Origin of the sequence: Polaribacter pectinis, from assembly GCF_014352875.1 — a bacterium.
GTDB classification, from domain to species: domain Bacteria; phylum Bacteroidota; class Bacteroidia; order Flavobacteriales; family Flavobacteriaceae; genus Polaribacter; species Polaribacter pectinis.
On the sequence record NZ_CP060695.1, the window covers coordinates 314,635 to 331,971 of the forward strand.

A 17,337-nucleotide genomic window follows, 5' to 3' on the forward strand; every position below is an offset into this window, starting at 1 on the left:
TAATAAATTTTACATGGTGTAAAAGAATTGCTCATTCGCAATCTTTCCATTCTGTACTTCAAAAACGCAAACTTCGTCCATTTGTTGTCTTCCTCTACTTTTAAATGTAACATCGAAACTCATTTTGCTTGTAAAATGATTGTCTGCAACAACTGGTTCAGAAATTTTACTGCTGTGAAATTCTACAACATCTTCTAACCATTGTTTACTTTTTTCGAATACATTTTGTTTTCCAGAAACAACTTCTCCATGAGGAACACCAGGCATTTCTCTACTAACTACATTGTCTGCATATAACTCTGTAATACATTCTAAATTTTTTCCTTCTTGGCACATATGGCGCCATTTATTGGCAACTTCTAAAGTATTCATATATTTTATTTTTGGTTGACAATAAAGTTAGGGAAATTAATTTAAAGCTTCTTTATAAACTTTTAAACAACGCTCTCTTGCCTCTTTATGATCTACGATTTCTTTAGCATACGTTAATTCTTGAAATTCTGGAACCCACTTTTTAATATATTTTAAATCTTTATCGAACTTTTTGATTTGAGTTGTTGGATTAAAAATTCTAAAATATGGCGAAGCATCTACACCAGAACCTGCAACCCATTGCCAATTACCAACGTTACTTGCCATTTCGTAATCGTGTAATTTTTCTGCAAAATAAGCTTCTCCCCATCTCCAATCGATTAATAAATGTTTGCATAAAAAACTACCCACTAACATTCTTACTCTATTGTGCATAAAACCAGTTTCATTTAACTCACGCATTCCTGCATCTACTAAAGGATAACCAGTTTGACCTTCGCACCATTTTTTAAACTCTTTTTCGTTATTTCTCCACTCAATTCTGTCGTATTTTGATTTGAAGGCTTCTTTATGAGTTTGTGGAAAATGCCATAAAATCTGCATAAAAAATTCTCGCCAAATTAATTCCTGCCAGAAAATCTCGTTTTTTTCTGCAGTGGCTTTTTTTATCATTTTTCGAATGCTAACCGTTCCAAATCGTAAATGCGGGCCTAATTTTGAAGTAGCATCTTTTGCTGGAAAATTTCTAGTTTCTTCGTATTCTTGAATTAAAGTAGGCGTAACATCGTACTCTTTAATTTCTTGTTTCGATTTAGTAAAACCTAAATCAGACAATGAGAGATTTGGTAAACGTGTATTTTTTACCAAATTTTTTAGGAAGGAATTAGTGTAGTAGATATCTAAATTATGTGTTTTAAATTTTTCTTTCCACACTTTCATGAAAGGCGTATAAACCACATAAGGAGTACCATCTTTTTTTACAACTTCGTCTTTTTCGAAAATTACTTGGTCTTTAAAAGTCTTAAAATTGATGTTACTATCAGCTAATAGTTTCTCTATTTCTTCATCTCTTTCTTTTGCATACGGCTCATAATCTCTATTTGTAAAAACGGTATCAATTTTATATTCTTTTATTAAATTTTGATAAATATTCTTTGGAGTTCCATGAAAAATAGCCAAACTACTGTCGTTTTCATCTTGTAAGGTTTTTCTCATTTTTTGCAATTCATCAAAAATAAAGTTGACTCTTGCATCGTCTTTTGGTAGTTTGTCTAAAATATTTTCATCAAAAATAAAAATAGGTAGAACAGGATTCTCACTTTTTAAAGCGTTGTAAAAACCTATATTGTCATCTAATCTTAAATCACGTCTAAACCAAAAAATATTTATTTTGTCTTTCATTTTACTTGTATTCTCCAAAAAGTTCTGTCAATTTTTTCTGTCTATATTCAAATATTTCTTCCAATTTTGGTTTCACTAAAAAAGGATGTACCATTTGCCCTAAAATTCCCATAGGAACTTTGTAATCTATAATATCTTCCATTTCTACACCATCCTCAATTTCTTTGATAAAATGTTTGTGATGCCATAAAGCATAAGGTCCAAAACGTTGTTCGTCTACAAAATATTCGTTGTCTTTTACGTGCGTAATTTCTGTGACCCATTTTGTTTTTATCCCTAAAATCGGAGTAACAATATATTGAATTATTTGTCCAGGATACATAGGTCTGTCTGCTCCTGAAAGGATATCAAAACTCATATAATCTGGAGTAATTGTTTTTAAATTCTTCGGATTCGATAAGAATTCCCAACCTTTTTCTAATGAAATTGGTAGATTTTGTTTTCTGTGAAACGTGTATATTTTCATCTTAATTATGAATTAAAATATATAGATTTAAGGAAGTTGCAATGCACAGCCAAATCTTATATGGAAGTAATAAATATTTGTAATATTTTACTTTATTACTCAAATTGAAGAAGTAATAAAATAGGAGGGAAGTCAATAATGTAATGGTTATCAACCCAAATAAAACCAAATTTTGGTTGAAGAAAATATAATTCCAACTTACATTCAATATAAATTGAAGTAGAAAAAATAATTTCATTTTCTTGGAATTTTCTTCAGAAAACAATTTTCCTAAATAAATGGAAAAGCAAATCATAATTAATGTCCAAGCAACACCAAAAACCCAACCTGGAGGTGTCCAAGGAGCTTTATTTAAATTGATGTACCAATCTGTCATTGGTCCATTTTCCATGAGCCAATTTCCAATTGCCAAACCACCAAAATTGATGATTAAAAATAATATGGTAAACTTTAATTGTTTCATCTTTAAGAATTTGCTTTCAACTTTTCTATTTCTTTCAACAAATTATCTGCTTCTAAATATTTCTGATCACTATCACTTCTATTGATAGATTGAAGCTTAAAACCTTCTTCCATCAATTTTTTATATTTTTCTTGTAATTTTTCTACTTCCGATTTCTTTTTGAAAAGTCCGAACATTATTTTAAGTGTTTAGTAATTTTAGAACTCAATGGTTTTGTAATTGAAAAATAATAATCGATTAATTTTCCTTCAGGAGAAACCAAATATTTTTGAAAATTCCACTTAACAGTAGAACTTTTTTTGCTATTAAATTCTCTATTTGTTAGCCAAGTATATAAAGGATGTTGGTTAATTCCTTTCACATCTACTTTTTCTGTAATTAGAAACGAAACTCCATAATTTACCTCACAAAACTCTTGAATTTCAGAAGCATTTCCAGGTTCTTGTTTTCCAAATTGATTGCAAGGAACTCCAATAACCACCAAGTTTTCTTTGTATTGACTACTCAATTCTTCCATTTCTTTATATTGTGAAGTAAAGCCACATTTCGAAGCGACATTTACAAACAAGATAAATTTGTTTTTGTATTCAGATAAGTCAATAGCTTTATTTTGTAAACTATTAATTTTAATATCGTAGATATTGGTCATATTTTAAATTTTGAAACTAACAATTCCGCAATCTAATTCGAAAATTTGTCCGGAAATAGATGTTGCTTTGTCAGAAATTAAGAAAGTTGCTAAATCTGCAACTTCAGTAGGTTGTAAGTATTTTTTAAGAGGATGACGTTCTGTGATATTTTCTATCATACGTTCATTTCTTAAAAGTTTTGAAGCCAGTTCAGTATCTGTAACTGTGGGTGCAATTGCATTTACACGAATCGTGGGTGCTAATTCTGCGCCTAAAGATTTTGTTAAACCTTCCACAGCAGATTTTGCTGCAGCCACACTTGCGTGAAAAGGCATACCTAATTTGGCGGCAACTGTGCTAAATAATAAAATATTTGGGTTGTTTCCTTTTTTTAGTGAAGGTAAATAATGTTGAATCGCTTTTACAGCACCAACAACGTTAATTTCGAAATCGTTTCTAAAATCTTCTAACTTTAATCTCGAAATTGGTTTTAAGTTAATGCTTCCAGGACAGTATATTAAAGCGTTTATTTCTTCAATTTCTGGTAAAGCATCTTCTAAAATATTGCAGTTATAATGAGTAAGATTAGTGTGAGGCTGCAAAGGAGCAGATCTGCTTATGTTTATAATTGAGTTTTCTTCAACTAAAGCAGTTACAATTGCATTTCCAATTCCTTTGCTTCCTCCAATAACTAATATTTTTCTCATAGTGCTTTTAAGGTCTTCCTTTCAAGCGCTTTTCAATTTTTTGTTTTACAACTGTTAAGCGCTTCATCAAATCCATTAATTCTGGATCTTTTTCTTTTTTATATTCTTCGTTAAGCTCTAATACTAAAGCTTTTACTTCTCTTGATGCTAAAATTCTATCACTTGTAGTTTTAAATGAGAATTTTCTTGTCTCAAATTCTACTGCCTTTTCTTTTAATGTCATTATCTTGTATATTCGATTTTTTATCTAATTTTCGAATATAATTATAATTGTTAGAAAAGCAAGCAAAAAGTGAATTTATTATGCAGTTAAAGGTTTTCCCTTTAAACGTTTCTCAATTCTTTGCTTGATTACAGTTAGACGTTTCATGATATCCATAATCTTTTCGTCTTTATTTTCTTTGTAAATTTCGTTTAAACTCAAGACCAAATCTTTTGCTTCTCTTGCGGCCATAATACGATCGCTTGTTGTTGGGAATCTCATTTTTCTTGTCTCAAATTCCAGTGCTTTTTTTATTAATAAATTCATAATTAGTAATTTAAAGTGTTTTGTAATTCTGCTATTTTTTCTTGATTTTGGAATTTTCCTCCAAAATAAGAGGTGACAGTAGAAGAAGTATCATCTTTAATTCCTCTTGAAGAAACACATAAATGTTTTGCATCAATTATTACTGCAACATCTTCTGTGTTTAAAATTCCTTTTAATTCTTCCGCAATTTGGTTTGTTAATCTTTCTTGAACTTGCGGTCTTTTTGCATAATATTGTACGATTCTGTTCAATTTAGAAAGTCCGATTACTTTTCCTGATGAAATATAGGCAACATGTGCTTTTCCAATAATTGGCACAAAATGATGCTCGCAATTAGAATAGAAAGTAATATTTTTTTCCACCAACATTTGGTTGTATTGATATTTGTTATCAAACAAAGCAACTTTTGGTTTATTTGCCGGGTTTAATCCGCTGAATATTTCATCAATATACATTTTGGCAACTCTTTTTGGAGTACCTTGTAAAGAATCATCAGTTAAATCCAATCCCATTACATCCATTATTTCTGAAAATAAATGCGCTATTTTTTCTTTTTTCTTTTCATCAGAAATTTCAAATGCATTCGCTTTCATTGGAGTTTGTAAACCCGTAAATAAGTGGTCGTCTCCAACTTCTTCGAATGAAAAGCCGTTTAATTTTTCTGAAATTTCTTTTGGTATTATTTCTGTAATCATAATTTGTCTTTTTAATGTGCTGTCTTTAAGTACTCTAAACTTAAAAGCAAAGCACGGTTTTTATCTTTTTGCTATAGAGTTGTTTGATATTGATTTTTGCCTCGAACACTTAAATCTTCCTTTTTCGAAAGTTCTTAATTTCTCGTGTTTCGTTTTCCTTCCTTGAACTCTTTCTCGCCACATTTTAAAGCTTTTCGGCTTCATTTCTCTTCGCATTAAATCGATAACTTCTTGTTCTTTTAATCCGAATTGAAAATTAATTGCTTCGAAAGTTGTTCTGTCTTCCCAAGCCATCTCTATTATTCTATCAATTGCTATACCATCTAAAACCATACTCAATCAATTTAATTTATAGCGTCATAAAACTCGTAATTCTTGTCGTTTTCAATTTTTAAGTCCACCAATTTGTCAATAAATTTTTTATTTTCTTTTAGTAATTTATTACTTGTAAATCTTACAAAGTTTCCTTGTGCGTGTATGCTAAAACCATCTGTTTTATACATATAAAGTTGATAAAAAGGAATTGCCCAACTGAAGTTTTTGAGTCCTTTATTAATATGAACTAAAATTCCTTTTTTTCTGATTTCGATATTTGCATAGTTAATATCAGAAACGACATTCATTATATTTCTGAAATTAGGGCTTACATCAGAAACCATCATTCTTTTAGAACCTACACCTTTCTTTTTTATAGCTTCAAAAAAAGTGTAAGCAGATCCTACTAAATCATTTATAGTAGCTTCTTCATCTTTATTTTTATGTGTTGTATTAAAAATCACACTCAAAGATACATAAAATATATTTTTGTTTAACTATTATTTGTTATTGATAAACAAAAATTAAGAAAGTATTAACAATCAGTGTAATAAGGAAGTAATAAAAATTCTGTTTTAATAGAAACTACAGCATTTTATCTCTGGTTGTAATGGTATGTTTTTTAAAAATTCTACTGCTTTCTGCAACAACATCTGGGTCGTCTTTCATTTTCCAGAGAATTTCTGTTGCTTTTTTACGAGTTAATTTAATGTCTACAATCGTTTTAGGATAATCTGTTCCTAAATGGAAATTATTAAATTGCTCATCTAAAGAAGTCATTAAATAAGGTTCATGAATAAATGCTGTGGGTAAATTTGCTAGTTCTGGAACCCATTTTTTTATAAAAGTTGCATCTTCATCATGCTCTTTGCTGTTCTTAATGGGGTTATAAATGCGAAGCGTGTCTAAACCAGTATCGCCAGAACTCATCTGTAATTGAGGAAAGTGAATGCCAGGTTCGAAATCTAAAAACATTTGTGATAAATGTTTGCTTGCATCTTGCCAAGGTTGCCACAAAATATGAGTGAAAAATGAAACCAATAATGCTCGCATTCTAAAGTTTAAATAACCGGTTTCATTTAAACAACGCATACTTGCATCGACTAGAGGGAAACCAGTTTGCCCATTTCTCCAAGCTTCTTGGTACTTTTCTGAAATGCTTTTCTTCAATTTTTGAAAACCTTTATTCAAACTTGCATTTTCCATGGTATGTTCCATTTCAAATTTTTGAATAAAATGAGCCTGCCATCTTAAACGTGAAGTAAAAGCATCTAAATGTCTTTTATTATTGTCATTCTTCGCTTCATTTGCTTGCTGAAAAATTTGTTTGATAGAAACATTTCCCCAAGAAATATAAGGCGATAATCGACTACAACTTTCTCTTGCCAAAGCTGGTTTCGAAATATTGTACATATATTGTTTATGCCTTGTTTCAAAGAAGGTTTTTGCGTATTTCCAGGCTGTTTTTGTGCCTCCTTTTTGAAATATTTTTGAAGTAGGAGTTTCTAAATCAACAATAGTAAACCCTTTTTTTAAGTCGTTAATTTCTTCAGAAGAAACAAGTTTTTCCGTTTTTAAATTGATTTTAATCTGATTGGAATTCATATATTCTTCCCAGTGTTCAAACCAATCTTCTCTATTTAATAAGCCTCTTAAAATGGCATTATTTTTATTTTCTATCCAATTAATTGAATTATTTCTACAAAAACGAGCAAAATCTTTATCTCGATTATAGGTTAGTAATAAGCCAGTTTCTTGATGCGAAAAAACAGTGTTTATTTTATAACTATTTAAAAGCTGATTAAAAGTCGTTGTAACTTCGGAAGAGACGCATAAAATTTCTGAGTTAAAAGCTTTTAAATCTTCGTTCAAATCGACTAAAGATTGTTTTATAAAGTTCCAATGACGTTCGCTATAATGCAAATCATTTTGAAGCGATTTTTCAAAAACATACAAAAACAACACTCTTTTTTTTGATGCCAAAGCATTGTAAATCGCCTCATTATCTTGGATTCTTAAATCGCGTTTAAACCAAACAACATTTATTTCTTCTCTGTTACTCATGGTCTAATTGATTTAAAAATAATTTAGCATTTTCGAAATGTTCTTCTTTTTTATCTTGATTCATTTTGTCGAAAGTTCTAATTAGCATTCCCAATCTTGGGTTGCTTAAAAAGAAATCTCTGTGTTTGTCCATAAAAGTCCAGAACAAACCATCCCAAGTTTTTTGCCAATCGCCTTTTTTGTAATTGCTCATTTTCATGATGTAATTACTGCTACTTATGTAGGGTTTTGTGCTCATTAAACCACCATCTGCAAACAAACTCATTCCATAAACATTGGGCACCATTACCCAATCGTAAGCATCAATAAAAAGTTCCATAAACCATTGGTAAACTTCATCTGGGTCAAACTCACACAAGACCATAAAATTTCCTAAAATCATTAAGCGCTCTATGTGATGTGTGTAAGCGGTTTTATTTACTTTTTTAATTACATCATCTATGGGTTGAATGCCAGTTGTACCATCATAAAAAGATTTTGGAATTTTCCTGTTGAATTTCCAAAAGTTTTTGTTGCGTTCTTCAGTTCCTTTTACTTCGTAAACACCTCTTATAAATTCTCGCCAACCTAAAATTTGACGTACAAATCCTTCTGTTGAATTTATGGGTACCTCATTTTTATTCGCAAATGCTATAGCTTGGTCAATAACATATTTTGGGTGTAATAAACCCACATTTATTAAAGGTGATAATAAACTGTGATTCAAAAAATGTTCTTCTCTAACAATAGCATCTTCATAAGTGCCAAATTCGTGAAAACGGACTTCAAAAAATTGTTGTAACCACTCTTGGGCAGATTTAAAATCGATAGGATATACTAAAAAATCGTTTAGTTTTCCGTAGTTTTTAGAGAAGTTTTCATTTACATATTTTGTAGCTTCTTTATGATATTTATTTTGCGCAGGAAACTGAATTATTGGAGGTGTTTTTGTCTTTGGATATTTCTTTCTGTTTTCATCATCAAAAGTTAACTTACCTCCAACATGGTTTTTTCCATCCATTAAAATATCTCTATTTTTTCTTTCACTTTTATAAAATGAAGTCTGGAAAAATTTCTTTTTTGTAGGTTTAAAAAAAATGGATAACTCTTCTTTTGTATTGATAAACAAAGGATTATTATACCAAATTAATTCTAAATTCTTTTTTGATTGTTGAATGTGTTTTTCTAACCAATTGTCTGTTGGATCGATAATATGGATTTCAGTAACACCGTCTTTTGCTAATTTTGGGAGTAATTTTCGAACATCGCTCAACTCATTTTTAGCCTCAATATAATTTACTTTTTTTCCTTTTTCGGTTAAAAAATCAGCATAAGATTTCATACTTGCTCTGTGAAAAGCAATTTTTTGTTGATGAAATTTATACAGATTGAAAAACAAATATTCTTCAACTATAATAATATCATCCACTTTATCTAATACTTCAGAAGTTTTAAAAAGTTGATGCGGAAATATAATATGTACAGATTTCTTACTCATTTAAAATAATGTTTTTTCTAACCATAATTTTCTAAATTTATGATTCGTATCATAACGTTCTGCTTGCAATTTTGTGTTGAATTTTCGGTCTCTTGGATCATTTCCAACGCCAGCAACATACATCCAATTACCATAATTACTGTGTACATCGTAATCTAACAACATCGATTCGAAATAAGAAGCTCCAATTCGCCAATCTTGCAATAACTCTTTGGCAAAATAAGAGGCAACATTTTGTCTTCCTCTGTTGCTCATCCAACCAGTTTCTTTTAATTCTATCATATTGGCGTTAACAAAATCATCTTTTGTTTCTCCATGTATCCATTTTTGAATAATTTCTGAATCGGAGTTCCAATGATATTCTTTTTCTAAAATTCCGCCTATTTTAAAGATTTTGGAATCGTATTTTAAGGAAATGTATTTAAAATAATCTCTCCAAATTAATTCAAAAATCACCCAATATGTAGATTGATTTGCGCCAAATTCAGCTTCAAATTCTTTAATTTTCCAATAAATAGTTTTTGCAGAAATACTGCCATTTGCCAACCAAGCAGAAAATTTTGTACTATAATCAGTCCCAATCAAACCATTTCTAGTTTTCTTATAAAAAGCAACTTTTTTAGTTTCAAAAAAGTAGTTATATAATCTTTCTAAAGCTGAGTTTTCTCCACCAGAAAAAGGAAAAGCCGATTTTTTATTTTCTTCGAAATCATCAAAACCTAAATCTCTTAAACTTACAATTTCTGTACTGTTTTCAACTAAATTATCATCAGGAAGTTTAGAAATAGAGCTTATTTCTTGTATTTCAACTGTCTTTTCTATCTTCTTTCTAAATTGCGTAAATACATTTGGGGTGTTAGAAAAATCATTAGAAACAGTTTCAGGATGATATAAAAATTGGTCGTAATCTTCCACAAAAGGAATGTTATCAGAAAGCGTATTTTTAACCAAGTCATTGGTATCAATTTCCTCTTTTGTCCATTCTTTTTGAGTGTAAATTGTATCAATAGAAAACTCATCACAAATTGTATGAATTTTGTCTTCTGGAGCATTAAAATAGGTGAGGAGTGTAATGTTTAAATCCGAAAGGTTTTTTTGTAAATCTTCAATCGTTTCAATTAAAAATTTTGCTCTAAATTTTGCTGTTTTTTGGAAACCAAATTCATCAACTTTATAATATTTAGGATCAAAAAAATAAACAGCAATTACTTTTTTATGATTTTCTGTAGCTTCTTTTAAAGAGCTATTATCATTTACTCGTAAGTTATTACGAAACCAAACTAAACCTGTTTTTTCTTGTTTCTCCTGCATTTTTCGCTACAATATTTTACGTCTTCCCAATTCTTTTCCCATTTTTTTCGCCAAGTGAATGGTTTTTCACAGACCAAACATATTTTTTCAGGAAGATGCTTTTTTTTCAAAATTACTTGTTAATGTTATTTATCATTCCGTTGAAAACGAACCAATGAAAAGGCATCACAGCATACCAATACAATCTTCCAGCCAATCCATGAGGTCTAAAAGTAGCAGTTTGGTATAAAATACCATCTTCAATTTTAAACTCTAACCAAGCTTCACCAGGTAAAACCATTTCTGCATAGAGTAGGAGTTTCCCTTTTTCTTTATCTGCAAAAATAACTCGCCAAAAATCTAAAGCATCTCCAGCATTTAATTGTGTTGGGTGTCTTCTTCCTCTTCGCAAACCTGCTCCACCAAAAATCTGATCTACAAAACCACGTATTTTCCACAAGAAAGTTCCATAATACCAACCAGTTTCTCCTCCAATTGCCCAAATTCTGTTTAATGTTCTTTCTTTGTCTTTTACTTTACGTTTCTTAAAATCTTTAAAGCAACCATATTCAGGAACATTTATAAACTCATGAACATAGTTTTTTAATTTTCCACTGCTTACATAAGAATCTTTCCAGCTGGAAACAATACTATTTTGTTCAATTTTTTTGAAAGCTAATTTTACAGCTTCTTTGTATGACATAGGATTTACATCCAAAATCTTATTAATGTCACTTTTATTTCCAATAACTTCTACACCCATTGAGTTTACTAAAGTACTCGCCAGTTTATAAGAAGTTGACGTAACAAAATATAACCAGTAGGAAGATAATTTGGGTGTCATTATAGGAACTGTAATAATGGTTCTTTTTAATTTCCTAACTTTAGCGAATTGCAATAACATTTCTTTATACGTGAGTATTTCTGGGCCAAAAATATCGTAAGAAGTGTTGTATAATTCTTTTCTGTCCAAAGCATTGTGTAAAAATGATAAAACATCTCTAATTGCTAAAGGTTGTGTTTTTGTATTTAGCCATTTTGGGGCAATCATTGCTGGTAATTTCTCTACCAAATCTCTAATAATTTCAAAAGATGAGCTTCCTGAACCCACGATTATTCCTGCTTTAAAAGTGGTTAATGCGTATTTTTCTGAAGCTAAAGCGTTTTCAACATTTTTTCTTGATAATAAATGTTTAGACAGTTTTGTGTCGTTTGTAATTCCACTTAAATAAATGGCTTGTTTTAAGGTTGTTGTTTCTGCAAATTTTTTGAAGTTAAAAGCGCATTTTTCTTCCAAAGCATGAAATTCTTTTGCAGAATTAGACATAGAATGAATTAAATAATAAGCAATATCAATATCTTTAGGAATGTTATCTAAACTATCTGCATTTAAAAAATCTGCTTCAACAAGAATTACATTTTCTTTTTCTTTAAAGTAATTTTCTGCTCTTTTAAAATCTCTAACAGGACAAACTACAGTATGACCGTCATTTAATAATAACGGAATTAATCGTTTTCCAATATAGCCAGTTGCTCCTGTAACGAGAATTTTCATAGAGTTTATTGTTGTTTTTTTGGTCTTTGGTAAGACAATTGTTTTTTGAATTTAGGAATCGCATATGTATCTAAACCATTTATGGTTGCTACATTTCCTTTTGATAAATTTATGAGTCCGTCTTTTTCTAAAAGTTTGTCATTAATATATAATTCTTCAATTTGGGCAACCACTAACATTACATCGTTAGAAGGTACGTAAATTTCTTCAACAAATTTCATACTCATTTGAACTGGGCTATTTTTTACGAAAGGCGCCTTAAAACTCCCTTTGTATTCTTCTTCCAAATTTGTCATATCAAATTCAGATATTTCTTCGGGATATTTTGCTGAAGTATGATGAGCATCTTCTATAATATCTTCAAAAATATGATTGATGGTAAAAACGCCAGTATCTTTTATATTCTTATGAGTATTTCTTGGAACTGTTGTTGGTCTTAAAATAAAGCCCAAAGTTGGTGGGTTTGAGCCTAAATGTGTTACAGAGCTAAAAACAGCAACATTCGGTTTTCCTTTTGTAGAAACAGAACCTAAAAGATTTGCAGATTTAAAGCCAGAGCAACTATTTATTAAATTTATTTTATAGATTTTGCCTAATTCATCTATGTCTTTTCTGTTAAAAAATGCCATTAGTAATATTTAATTTTTTTAATTGTAAAGTATTCTCAAAAGCAAAGATACATTTTGTTTATTTTTTTTGCTTTAAAGTTAAACAAAATAACATTCAAGATTAGTTAAAGTTTTCTAAATAAAAAGGTCAAAAAAATATAATTTACGAACTCTTTGTTTTTAAAAGCAATTGTATCTTTGTATTAAAATTATTTTTTAATATTTATAGTTATGTACTCTAAATCAAATTACTCAATACTTCTTTTTTTATCAGCTTTTATACTAATAATTGGTTGTAAAAAAGAGAAGGCTTCAAAAGGTGAAGTTGCAGTTGAAAAATCAGTAGATATTTCAGAAATTGAAACCCCAGAAGGCATGGTTTGGGTAGCTTCTAAAACTTTTTTAATGGGGGCGAAAGAAGGTGATAAATATGCAATGATGAGAGAAAAACCAGCTCATAAAGTTCATGTAGATGGTTTTTTTATTGATGTGAATGAAGTTACAAATCAAGAATTCAGAAAATTTGTAGAAGCAACAAATTATATTACAACAGCAGAAAAACCAATTGATTGGGACGAAATTAAAAAAGATTTACCAGCAGAAACTCAAAAACCAGCTGATTCTATTTTACAACCAGGAAGTTTAATTTTCAATAAAAAAGCACAAGGTGTGGTTTCTATGAATAACTATCAGCAATGGTGGACTTGGAAGATTGGTGCAAATTGGAAACAGCCAGAAGGCCCTGGAAGTTCTATTGAAGGCAAAGATAATTATCCTGTGGTTCATGTAAGTTATTTCGATGCTTTGGAATATTGTAAATGGGCAAACAGAAGATTGCCAACAGAAGCAGAATGGGAAGCTGCAGCGCAAGGTAATAACTCTGACGATATTTTTGTTTGGGGAAATAATTTTGATGATTTAGATGCAAATGCAAATACTTGGCAAGGTCAATTTCCTATAAAAAATGAATCTAAAGATGGTTTCGAATATATTTCACCTATAAAATCTTATCCAGCGAATAGTATTGGAATTTATGATATGGCTGGTAATGTTTGGGAAATGACAACAGATTTATTTAATGTAAATTATTATCAATCTCTAAACCCAAATGAAGTTTTAAATAACCCTAAAGGAGCAGATAAATCTTATACACCTTCAAATCCATATCAGTTAGAAAGAGTTATGAAGGGTGGGTCTTTTTTATGCCATGCATCTTATTGTGCTAGTTTTAGAATTTCTGCAAAAATGGGAATGGAACCAAGTTCTAGTTCAGATCATATTGGTTTTAGAACAGTGGCAACTCCAGAAATATTAGCTAAATAAAATAGATTATTTTTTATGAATAACAAAAAACCTTAATAAGTACTATCAAGGTTTTTTGTTGGGTTAAAGTTTTAATTTATTCTTATTCAATATTCATTTCCATATTATGATCATATTTACAACAACCAGGCAAACCATCATAAGCATTTAAATCTCCTTTTGCTTTTTCTGTATCGTAACCAGAGGCAGCAATTGCTTTATGAATATCCATTTCACTTGTTTTGCTCTCGTCGAAAGAAACATCAATTTTCTTTTTATCTACATCCCAAGCTGCAGTTGCAACACCTTCAACATTTTTTGCTGCTTTTTCAATAGTACTTTTACACATACCACAATTTCCTCTTACACCAAAAGAAATATCTGTTGTTGCCATTTCTTTAGAAACTTCAGTTTTATTAGTATTTGTCTCTTTTTTACCTTCATTTTTACAGCTTGTAAATACTGTTGCTGTAATAATTACTAAACTTAAAATTACTTTTTTCATTTGTTTAAAATTTAATTATTAATTGATTTTTATTATTCTACTACTTGTTTTACTTCTCCACAGGTTAACATTTTTTCTCCATAATAAGGGTTGATTACTTTTTCCTCTTTACTTAACCAATAGGCACCTTTATTGCTATTTGCCATTGGACAAAATTCTACATATACTTTTTCATTGATTCCGAATATTTGAACAGCACTAATTAAGTTTAACGAAAGGTTTTTAAAATGATTTCTTTGTTCATCTATTTTTGATGTTTTAGAAATTGAATTGGCAACTTCTTTTATTTCTTTTTCTAAAGACATCCATTTTTTATGAGTTTCATTTTCTTTTAGCAATTTCATATCTACTTTAGATATGTTTTCTAACATTTTTTTTGATGCTGATATTACTTTTTTTGTATCATCTTCAACCAAAGCATCTTTTAAAATTATGTATTCATTAAAAACTTTTTTTAATTGATTTTGAAAATCTTTAGATACTTTTATTCTTTCATTTTTGTTGAAATTGTTTGTTGTTGATGAAGTGTTTTCTTCCATTTCAGGATGATTTTCGTGACCAGTAATAACTTTTCCACCTTTTTTATTCATCATGGATTTTTTGCCTTGTAATTGAGCAGCTGCATCCACAGTAAAAGTTCCGTTTGTTACAATTTCATCACCATTTTTTAAGCCTTCTAAAACTTCGTAAAATTCACCAACTCTATTACCCAATGTAACTTCTTGCATTTCAAAAACAGTTTCATTCGTATTTGTTTTTATATAGACTAAAGAACGTTTTCCTGTCCATAAAACTGCAGATGATGGAACTGTTACGATCTCTTCATCATTAGAATTGATTCCTTTAATTTTTCCTTCGACAAACATTCCTGGCTTCAATTCATTATCTCGATTATTAAGCACAACTCTTAATTTTACAGTTCTTGTTTTTGTATCTAAAACTGGGTCTATAAAGTCTACTTTTGCCTTTATTTCTTTATTGTTATTCGTGGTTATAGAAATTTCTTGCCCTTTTTTGAACAGATGAATTTGATTCTCATACACATCAAAATTTGCCCAAACAACAGAAAGATTCGAAACTTTAAACAATGCTTCTCCTAAAGCAACATGATCTCCTTCTGCTACCATTTTTTCGGTAATTGTTCCTGTTTGTGAAGCATAAATTGGAAAATTCTGAATTGGTTTTCCTGAGTTTTCTATCAAATTGATTTGTGCATCTGTCAGTTTTTTAATTTTTAGCTTTTTACGAACCGCTTTATATAATTCTGGTTGCGATTCTTTTATAGAAGATGCAGTAATTAGTTCTTGTTGCGATGCAAATAATTCTGGCGAATAAATCCTTGCTACTAATTGCCCATTTCTAATCTTTTCGCCAGTTGAAGCAACGAACAAACGCTCTATTCTTCCAGCATAATGCGTAACTTGAACTGTATTTAAGTTCTCGTTTTCTGCAATTTTTCCAGATAATTTAATTGCATTTTTTTCAATTTTACCTTTGCCAACAATAGAAGTTTGAATATTGGCCAAAGCCATCGCATTTTCTGTCAGCTTAAATTGGTTTGCCATTAAACCTTCAGAATTATTTTCTGCAGGAATTAAATCCATTCCACAAATAGGACAATCTCCAGGCTCTGTTTTCATAATCTGTGGATGCATAGAACAGGTCCACATTTCATTTTTTTCGGATGTTTCAGAATGATTATGAGTTGTTTTATCAGAAGAGTTTCCGAAGAAAAAATAGCCTAACAACAACCCAAAAGCAAGTATTCCTAAATAAATTATTACATTTTTATTTTTCATTTTCTAATCGTTTTATCATCGCTTTCATTTCTTCAATTTCTTTTTTCTGTGCTTTAATAATATCGTTTGCTAATTTTTTTACTTCGGAATCTTTAATGTCTGCACGTTCACTCGTTAATATTGCAATTGAATGATGAGGAATCATTGCTTTCATCCAAAGAACATCATCAACTGTAGATTTTTGTTCACGCACCAAACCTAAAGCACCTAAAAAAAGTACAATACTTCCAAAGACAATAGCAATATTCTTCTTTTTATTTTGATACATATTGCGCATAAAAAACCACATAATTAAAGCCATAGTAGATATCCCTAAACAAGACATATAAAAACGAGTTAAGCTAAAATAAACGTGGTCAAATTCATATGTATTTAAGTACATTGTGATGTACATTGCTACAAAAGAGCAACCTAACATTAAAAAGAATTTTGTATAATTACTCATTCCGTTTTCTTTGTTTGTATGTTGATTTGAATTTTTCATATTTTTTGATTTTTAAAAGATTAACATTAAAACTGCCATAACAATCATAATTGCATTTTCTATAAAAGTGGCTTCTGTCATTGGTAATTTTAAAGCAGTACCAAGACATGCACATCTTATTGCTTTTTTATCTAAAAGTGTTTTTGTAACGCCAACTGTTGTAACTCCTAAAATAATAAGTGTAATTATTAAGGCTATGTTTATTTCAAAACGAAGCAAAAACATCAATCCTAAAGCAGTTTCTATAAATGGATAAATTTTTCCATAAACAGGAATTCTCTTCGCCAAAGGATCGTACATTCTAAAAGAATCTGGAAATCCTTTTAAATCTAACATTTTAAAAAAGCTAAAGACAATGTAGAATAAACCCATAAAATCGAGCATAAATGCACTCCAATTCCAGTTTTTATAATTCATTAAGATACCAGCTGTTGTAATGTAAAAAATGATTAAAAACAATGGTTTTAATTGCTGAAATTTCGATTCTTCCATTCCATCAAAAGCAACATCTGGTATTTCTTTCTTTTCTTGTTTCTTTTCTGAAAGTGTATATTTTTCAGGTAAAGCATCTTTTAAAACTTTCGTTTCTATATGTTTTTCCATAGTAATTTCTGCTTCTTCTTTCTCGAGATTTACAGAAACATTGGTAACACTTTCTATTTCGCCTAAATATTTTTCTACGGAAGCTTTACAGTTTCCACAAGTCATTCCTGTAATTTTATATGTGTGTTTCATT

General features: G+C 29.8%; 23 protein-coding genes. 1 reads left to right on the forward strand and 22 read right to left on the reverse strand.

Features of this window, described 5'->3' with window-relative positions; translation table 11 throughout:
- Nucleotides 1–9: 9 nt before the first annotated feature.
- The 18 genes from H9W90_RS01500 to H9W90_RS01585 form a co-directional block, all read right to left on the reverse strand.
- On the reverse strand, nucleotides 10–372 hold the full coding sequence (locus H9W90_RS01500; RefSeq protein ID WP_187482723.1) for a nuclear transport factor 2 family protein: 363 nt from the start codon (nucleotides 370–372) through the stop codon (nucleotides 10–12).
- 36 nt (nucleotides 373–408) lie between these two features.
- On the reverse strand, nucleotides 409–1,713 hold the full coding sequence (locus H9W90_RS01505; protein WP_187482724.1) for a cryptochrome/photolyase family protein: 1,305 nt from the start codon (nucleotides 1,711–1,713) through the stop codon (nucleotides 409–411).
- Nucleotide 1,714: 1 nt separating this feature from the next.
- A complete protein-coding gene (locus tag H9W90_RS01510) occupies nucleotides 1,715–2,179 on the reverse strand; it encodes an SRPBCC family protein (protein ID WP_187482725.1) in 465 nt (154 codons plus the stop codon).
- 1 nt (nucleotide 2,180) lies between these two features.
- Entirely contained in the window at nucleotides 2,181–2,642 is a 462-nt protein-coding gene (locus tag H9W90_RS01515) for a TspO/MBR family protein (protein WP_187482726.1), read from the reverse strand.
- Between the two features lie 2 nt (nucleotides 2,643–2,644).
- Nucleotides 2,645–2,818 carry a Lacal_2735 family protein gene (locus H9W90_RS01520; protein ID WP_187482727.1) on the reverse strand — a complete coding sequence of 58 codons (174 nt, stop codon included), beginning with the start codon at nucleotides 2,816–2,818 and terminating at the stop codon, nucleotides 2,645–2,647.
- A complete protein-coding gene (locus H9W90_RS01525) occupies nucleotides 2,818–3,291 on the reverse strand; it encodes a glutathione peroxidase (protein WP_187482728.1) in 474 nt (157 codons plus the stop codon). Before H9W90_RS01525 ends, H9W90_RS01520 begins: the two co-directional genes overlap by 1 nt.
- Nucleotides 3,292–3,294: 3 nt before the next feature.
- Nucleotides 3,295–3,978, reverse strand: a complete 684-nt coding sequence (locus H9W90_RS01530) for an SDR family NAD(P)-dependent oxidoreductase (protein WP_187482729.1) — start codon at nucleotides 3,976–3,978, stop codon at nucleotides 3,295–3,297.
- A 7-nt stretch (nucleotides 3,979–3,985) separates the two neighbouring features.
- The gene (locus H9W90_RS01535; RefSeq protein ID WP_088353194.1) at nucleotides 3,986–4,201 is read right to left on the reverse strand and encodes a hypothetical protein; all 216 of its coding nucleotides are present in this window, start codon (nucleotides 4,199–4,201) and stop codon (nucleotides 3,986–3,988) included.
- A gap of 78 nt (nucleotides 4,202–4,279) precedes the next feature.
- On the reverse strand, nucleotides 4,280–4,507 hold the full coding sequence (locus tag H9W90_RS01540) for a hypothetical protein (RefSeq protein WP_187482730.1): 228 nt from the start codon (nucleotides 4,505–4,507) through the stop codon (nucleotides 4,280–4,282).
- Nucleotides 4,508–4,509: 2 nt separating this feature from the next.
- Nucleotides 4,510–5,202, reverse strand: a complete 693-nt coding sequence (folE, locus tag H9W90_RS01545) for a GTP cyclohydrolase I FolE (RefSeq protein ID WP_187482731.1) — start codon at nucleotides 5,200–5,202, stop codon at nucleotides 4,510–4,512.
- Between the two features lie 60 nt (nucleotides 5,203–5,262).
- Nucleotides 5,263–5,535 (reverse strand): TIGR03643 family protein, encoded by a 273-nt coding sequence (locus H9W90_RS01550; RefSeq protein ID WP_187482732.1) that lies wholly within the window; start codon nucleotides 5,533–5,535, stop codon nucleotides 5,263–5,265.
- 11 nt (nucleotides 5,536–5,546) lie between these two features.
- Nucleotides 5,547–5,981, reverse strand: a complete 435-nt coding sequence (locus tag H9W90_RS01555; RefSeq protein WP_187482733.1) for a hypothetical protein — start codon at nucleotides 5,979–5,981, stop codon at nucleotides 5,547–5,549.
- A 121-nt stretch (nucleotides 5,982–6,102) separates the two neighbouring features.
- Complete coding sequence (locus H9W90_RS01560) at nucleotides 6,103–7,581, reverse strand: cryptochrome/deoxyribodipyrimidine photo-lyase family protein (protein ID WP_187482734.1); 1,479 nt, start codon at nucleotides 7,579–7,581, stop codon at nucleotides 6,103–6,105.
- Complete coding sequence (locus H9W90_RS01565) at nucleotides 7,574–9,058, reverse strand: cryptochrome/photolyase family protein (protein WP_187482735.1); 1,485 nt, start codon at nucleotides 9,056–9,058, stop codon at nucleotides 7,574–7,576. The genes H9W90_RS01560 and H9W90_RS01565 overlap by 8 nt, the downstream gene beginning before the upstream one ends.
- On the reverse strand, nucleotides 9,059–10,369 hold the full coding sequence (locus tag H9W90_RS01570; protein ID WP_187482736.1) for a DASH family cryptochrome: 1,311 nt from the start codon (nucleotides 10,367–10,369) through the stop codon (nucleotides 9,059–9,061). It lies immediately after the preceding gene.
- On the reverse strand, nucleotides 10,339–10,479 hold the full coding sequence (locus H9W90_RS01575; RefSeq protein ID WP_187482737.1) for a DUF2256 domain-containing protein: 141 nt from the start codon (nucleotides 10,477–10,479) through the stop codon (nucleotides 10,339–10,341). The genes H9W90_RS01570 and H9W90_RS01575 overlap by 31 nt, the downstream gene beginning before the upstream one ends.
- Before the next feature lie 2 nt (nucleotides 10,480–10,481).
- Complete coding sequence (locus H9W90_RS01580; protein WP_187482738.1) at nucleotides 10,482–11,903, reverse strand: SDR family oxidoreductase; 1,422 nt, start codon at nucleotides 11,901–11,903, stop codon at nucleotides 10,482–10,484.
- Between the two features lie 5 nt (nucleotides 11,904–11,908).
- Entirely contained in the window at nucleotides 11,909–12,532 is a 624-nt protein-coding gene (locus H9W90_RS01585) for a flavin reductase family protein (RefSeq protein WP_187482739.1), read from the reverse strand.
- A 210-nt stretch (nucleotides 12,533–12,742) separates the two neighbouring features.
- Between H9W90_RS01585 and H9W90_RS01590 the strand changes: the two genes are divergently transcribed.
- On the forward strand, nucleotides 12,743–13,834 hold the full coding sequence (locus H9W90_RS01590; protein ID WP_187482740.1) for a formylglycine-generating enzyme family protein: 1,092 nt from the start codon (nucleotides 12,743–12,745) through the stop codon (nucleotides 13,832–13,834).
- Nucleotides 13,835–13,916: 82 nt separating this feature from the next.
- Here H9W90_RS01590 and H9W90_RS01595 read toward each other — a convergent pair whose 3' ends face one another.
- Genes H9W90_RS01595 through H9W90_RS01610 form a run of 4 tightly spaced genes read right to left on the reverse strand, consistent with a single transcriptional unit; the run spans nucleotide 13,917 to nucleotide 17,336 of the window.
- On the reverse strand, nucleotides 13,917–14,318 hold the full coding sequence (locus tag H9W90_RS01595) for a heavy-metal-associated domain-containing protein (protein WP_187482741.1): 402 nt from the start codon (nucleotides 14,316–14,318) through the stop codon (nucleotides 13,917–13,919).
- Nucleotides 14,319–14,350: 32 nt separating this feature from the next.
- A complete protein-coding gene (locus tag H9W90_RS01600) occupies nucleotides 14,351–16,117 on the reverse strand; it encodes an efflux RND transporter periplasmic adaptor subunit (protein ID WP_187482742.1) in 1,767 nt (588 codons plus the stop codon).
- Nucleotides 16,107–16,601, reverse strand: coding sequence for a DUF305 domain-containing protein (locus H9W90_RS01605; protein ID WP_187482743.1), 495 nt, complete (start codon nucleotides 16,599–16,601; stop codon nucleotides 16,107–16,109). Before H9W90_RS01605 ends, H9W90_RS01600 begins: the two co-directional genes overlap by 11 nt.
- 12 nt (nucleotides 16,602–16,613) lie before the next feature.
- Nucleotides 16,614–17,336, reverse strand: a complete 723-nt coding sequence (locus H9W90_RS01610) for a heavy-metal-associated domain-containing protein (protein ID WP_187482744.1) — start codon at nucleotides 17,334–17,336, stop codon at nucleotides 16,614–16,616.
- Between the last annotated feature and the right edge of the window lies 1 nt (nucleotide 17,337).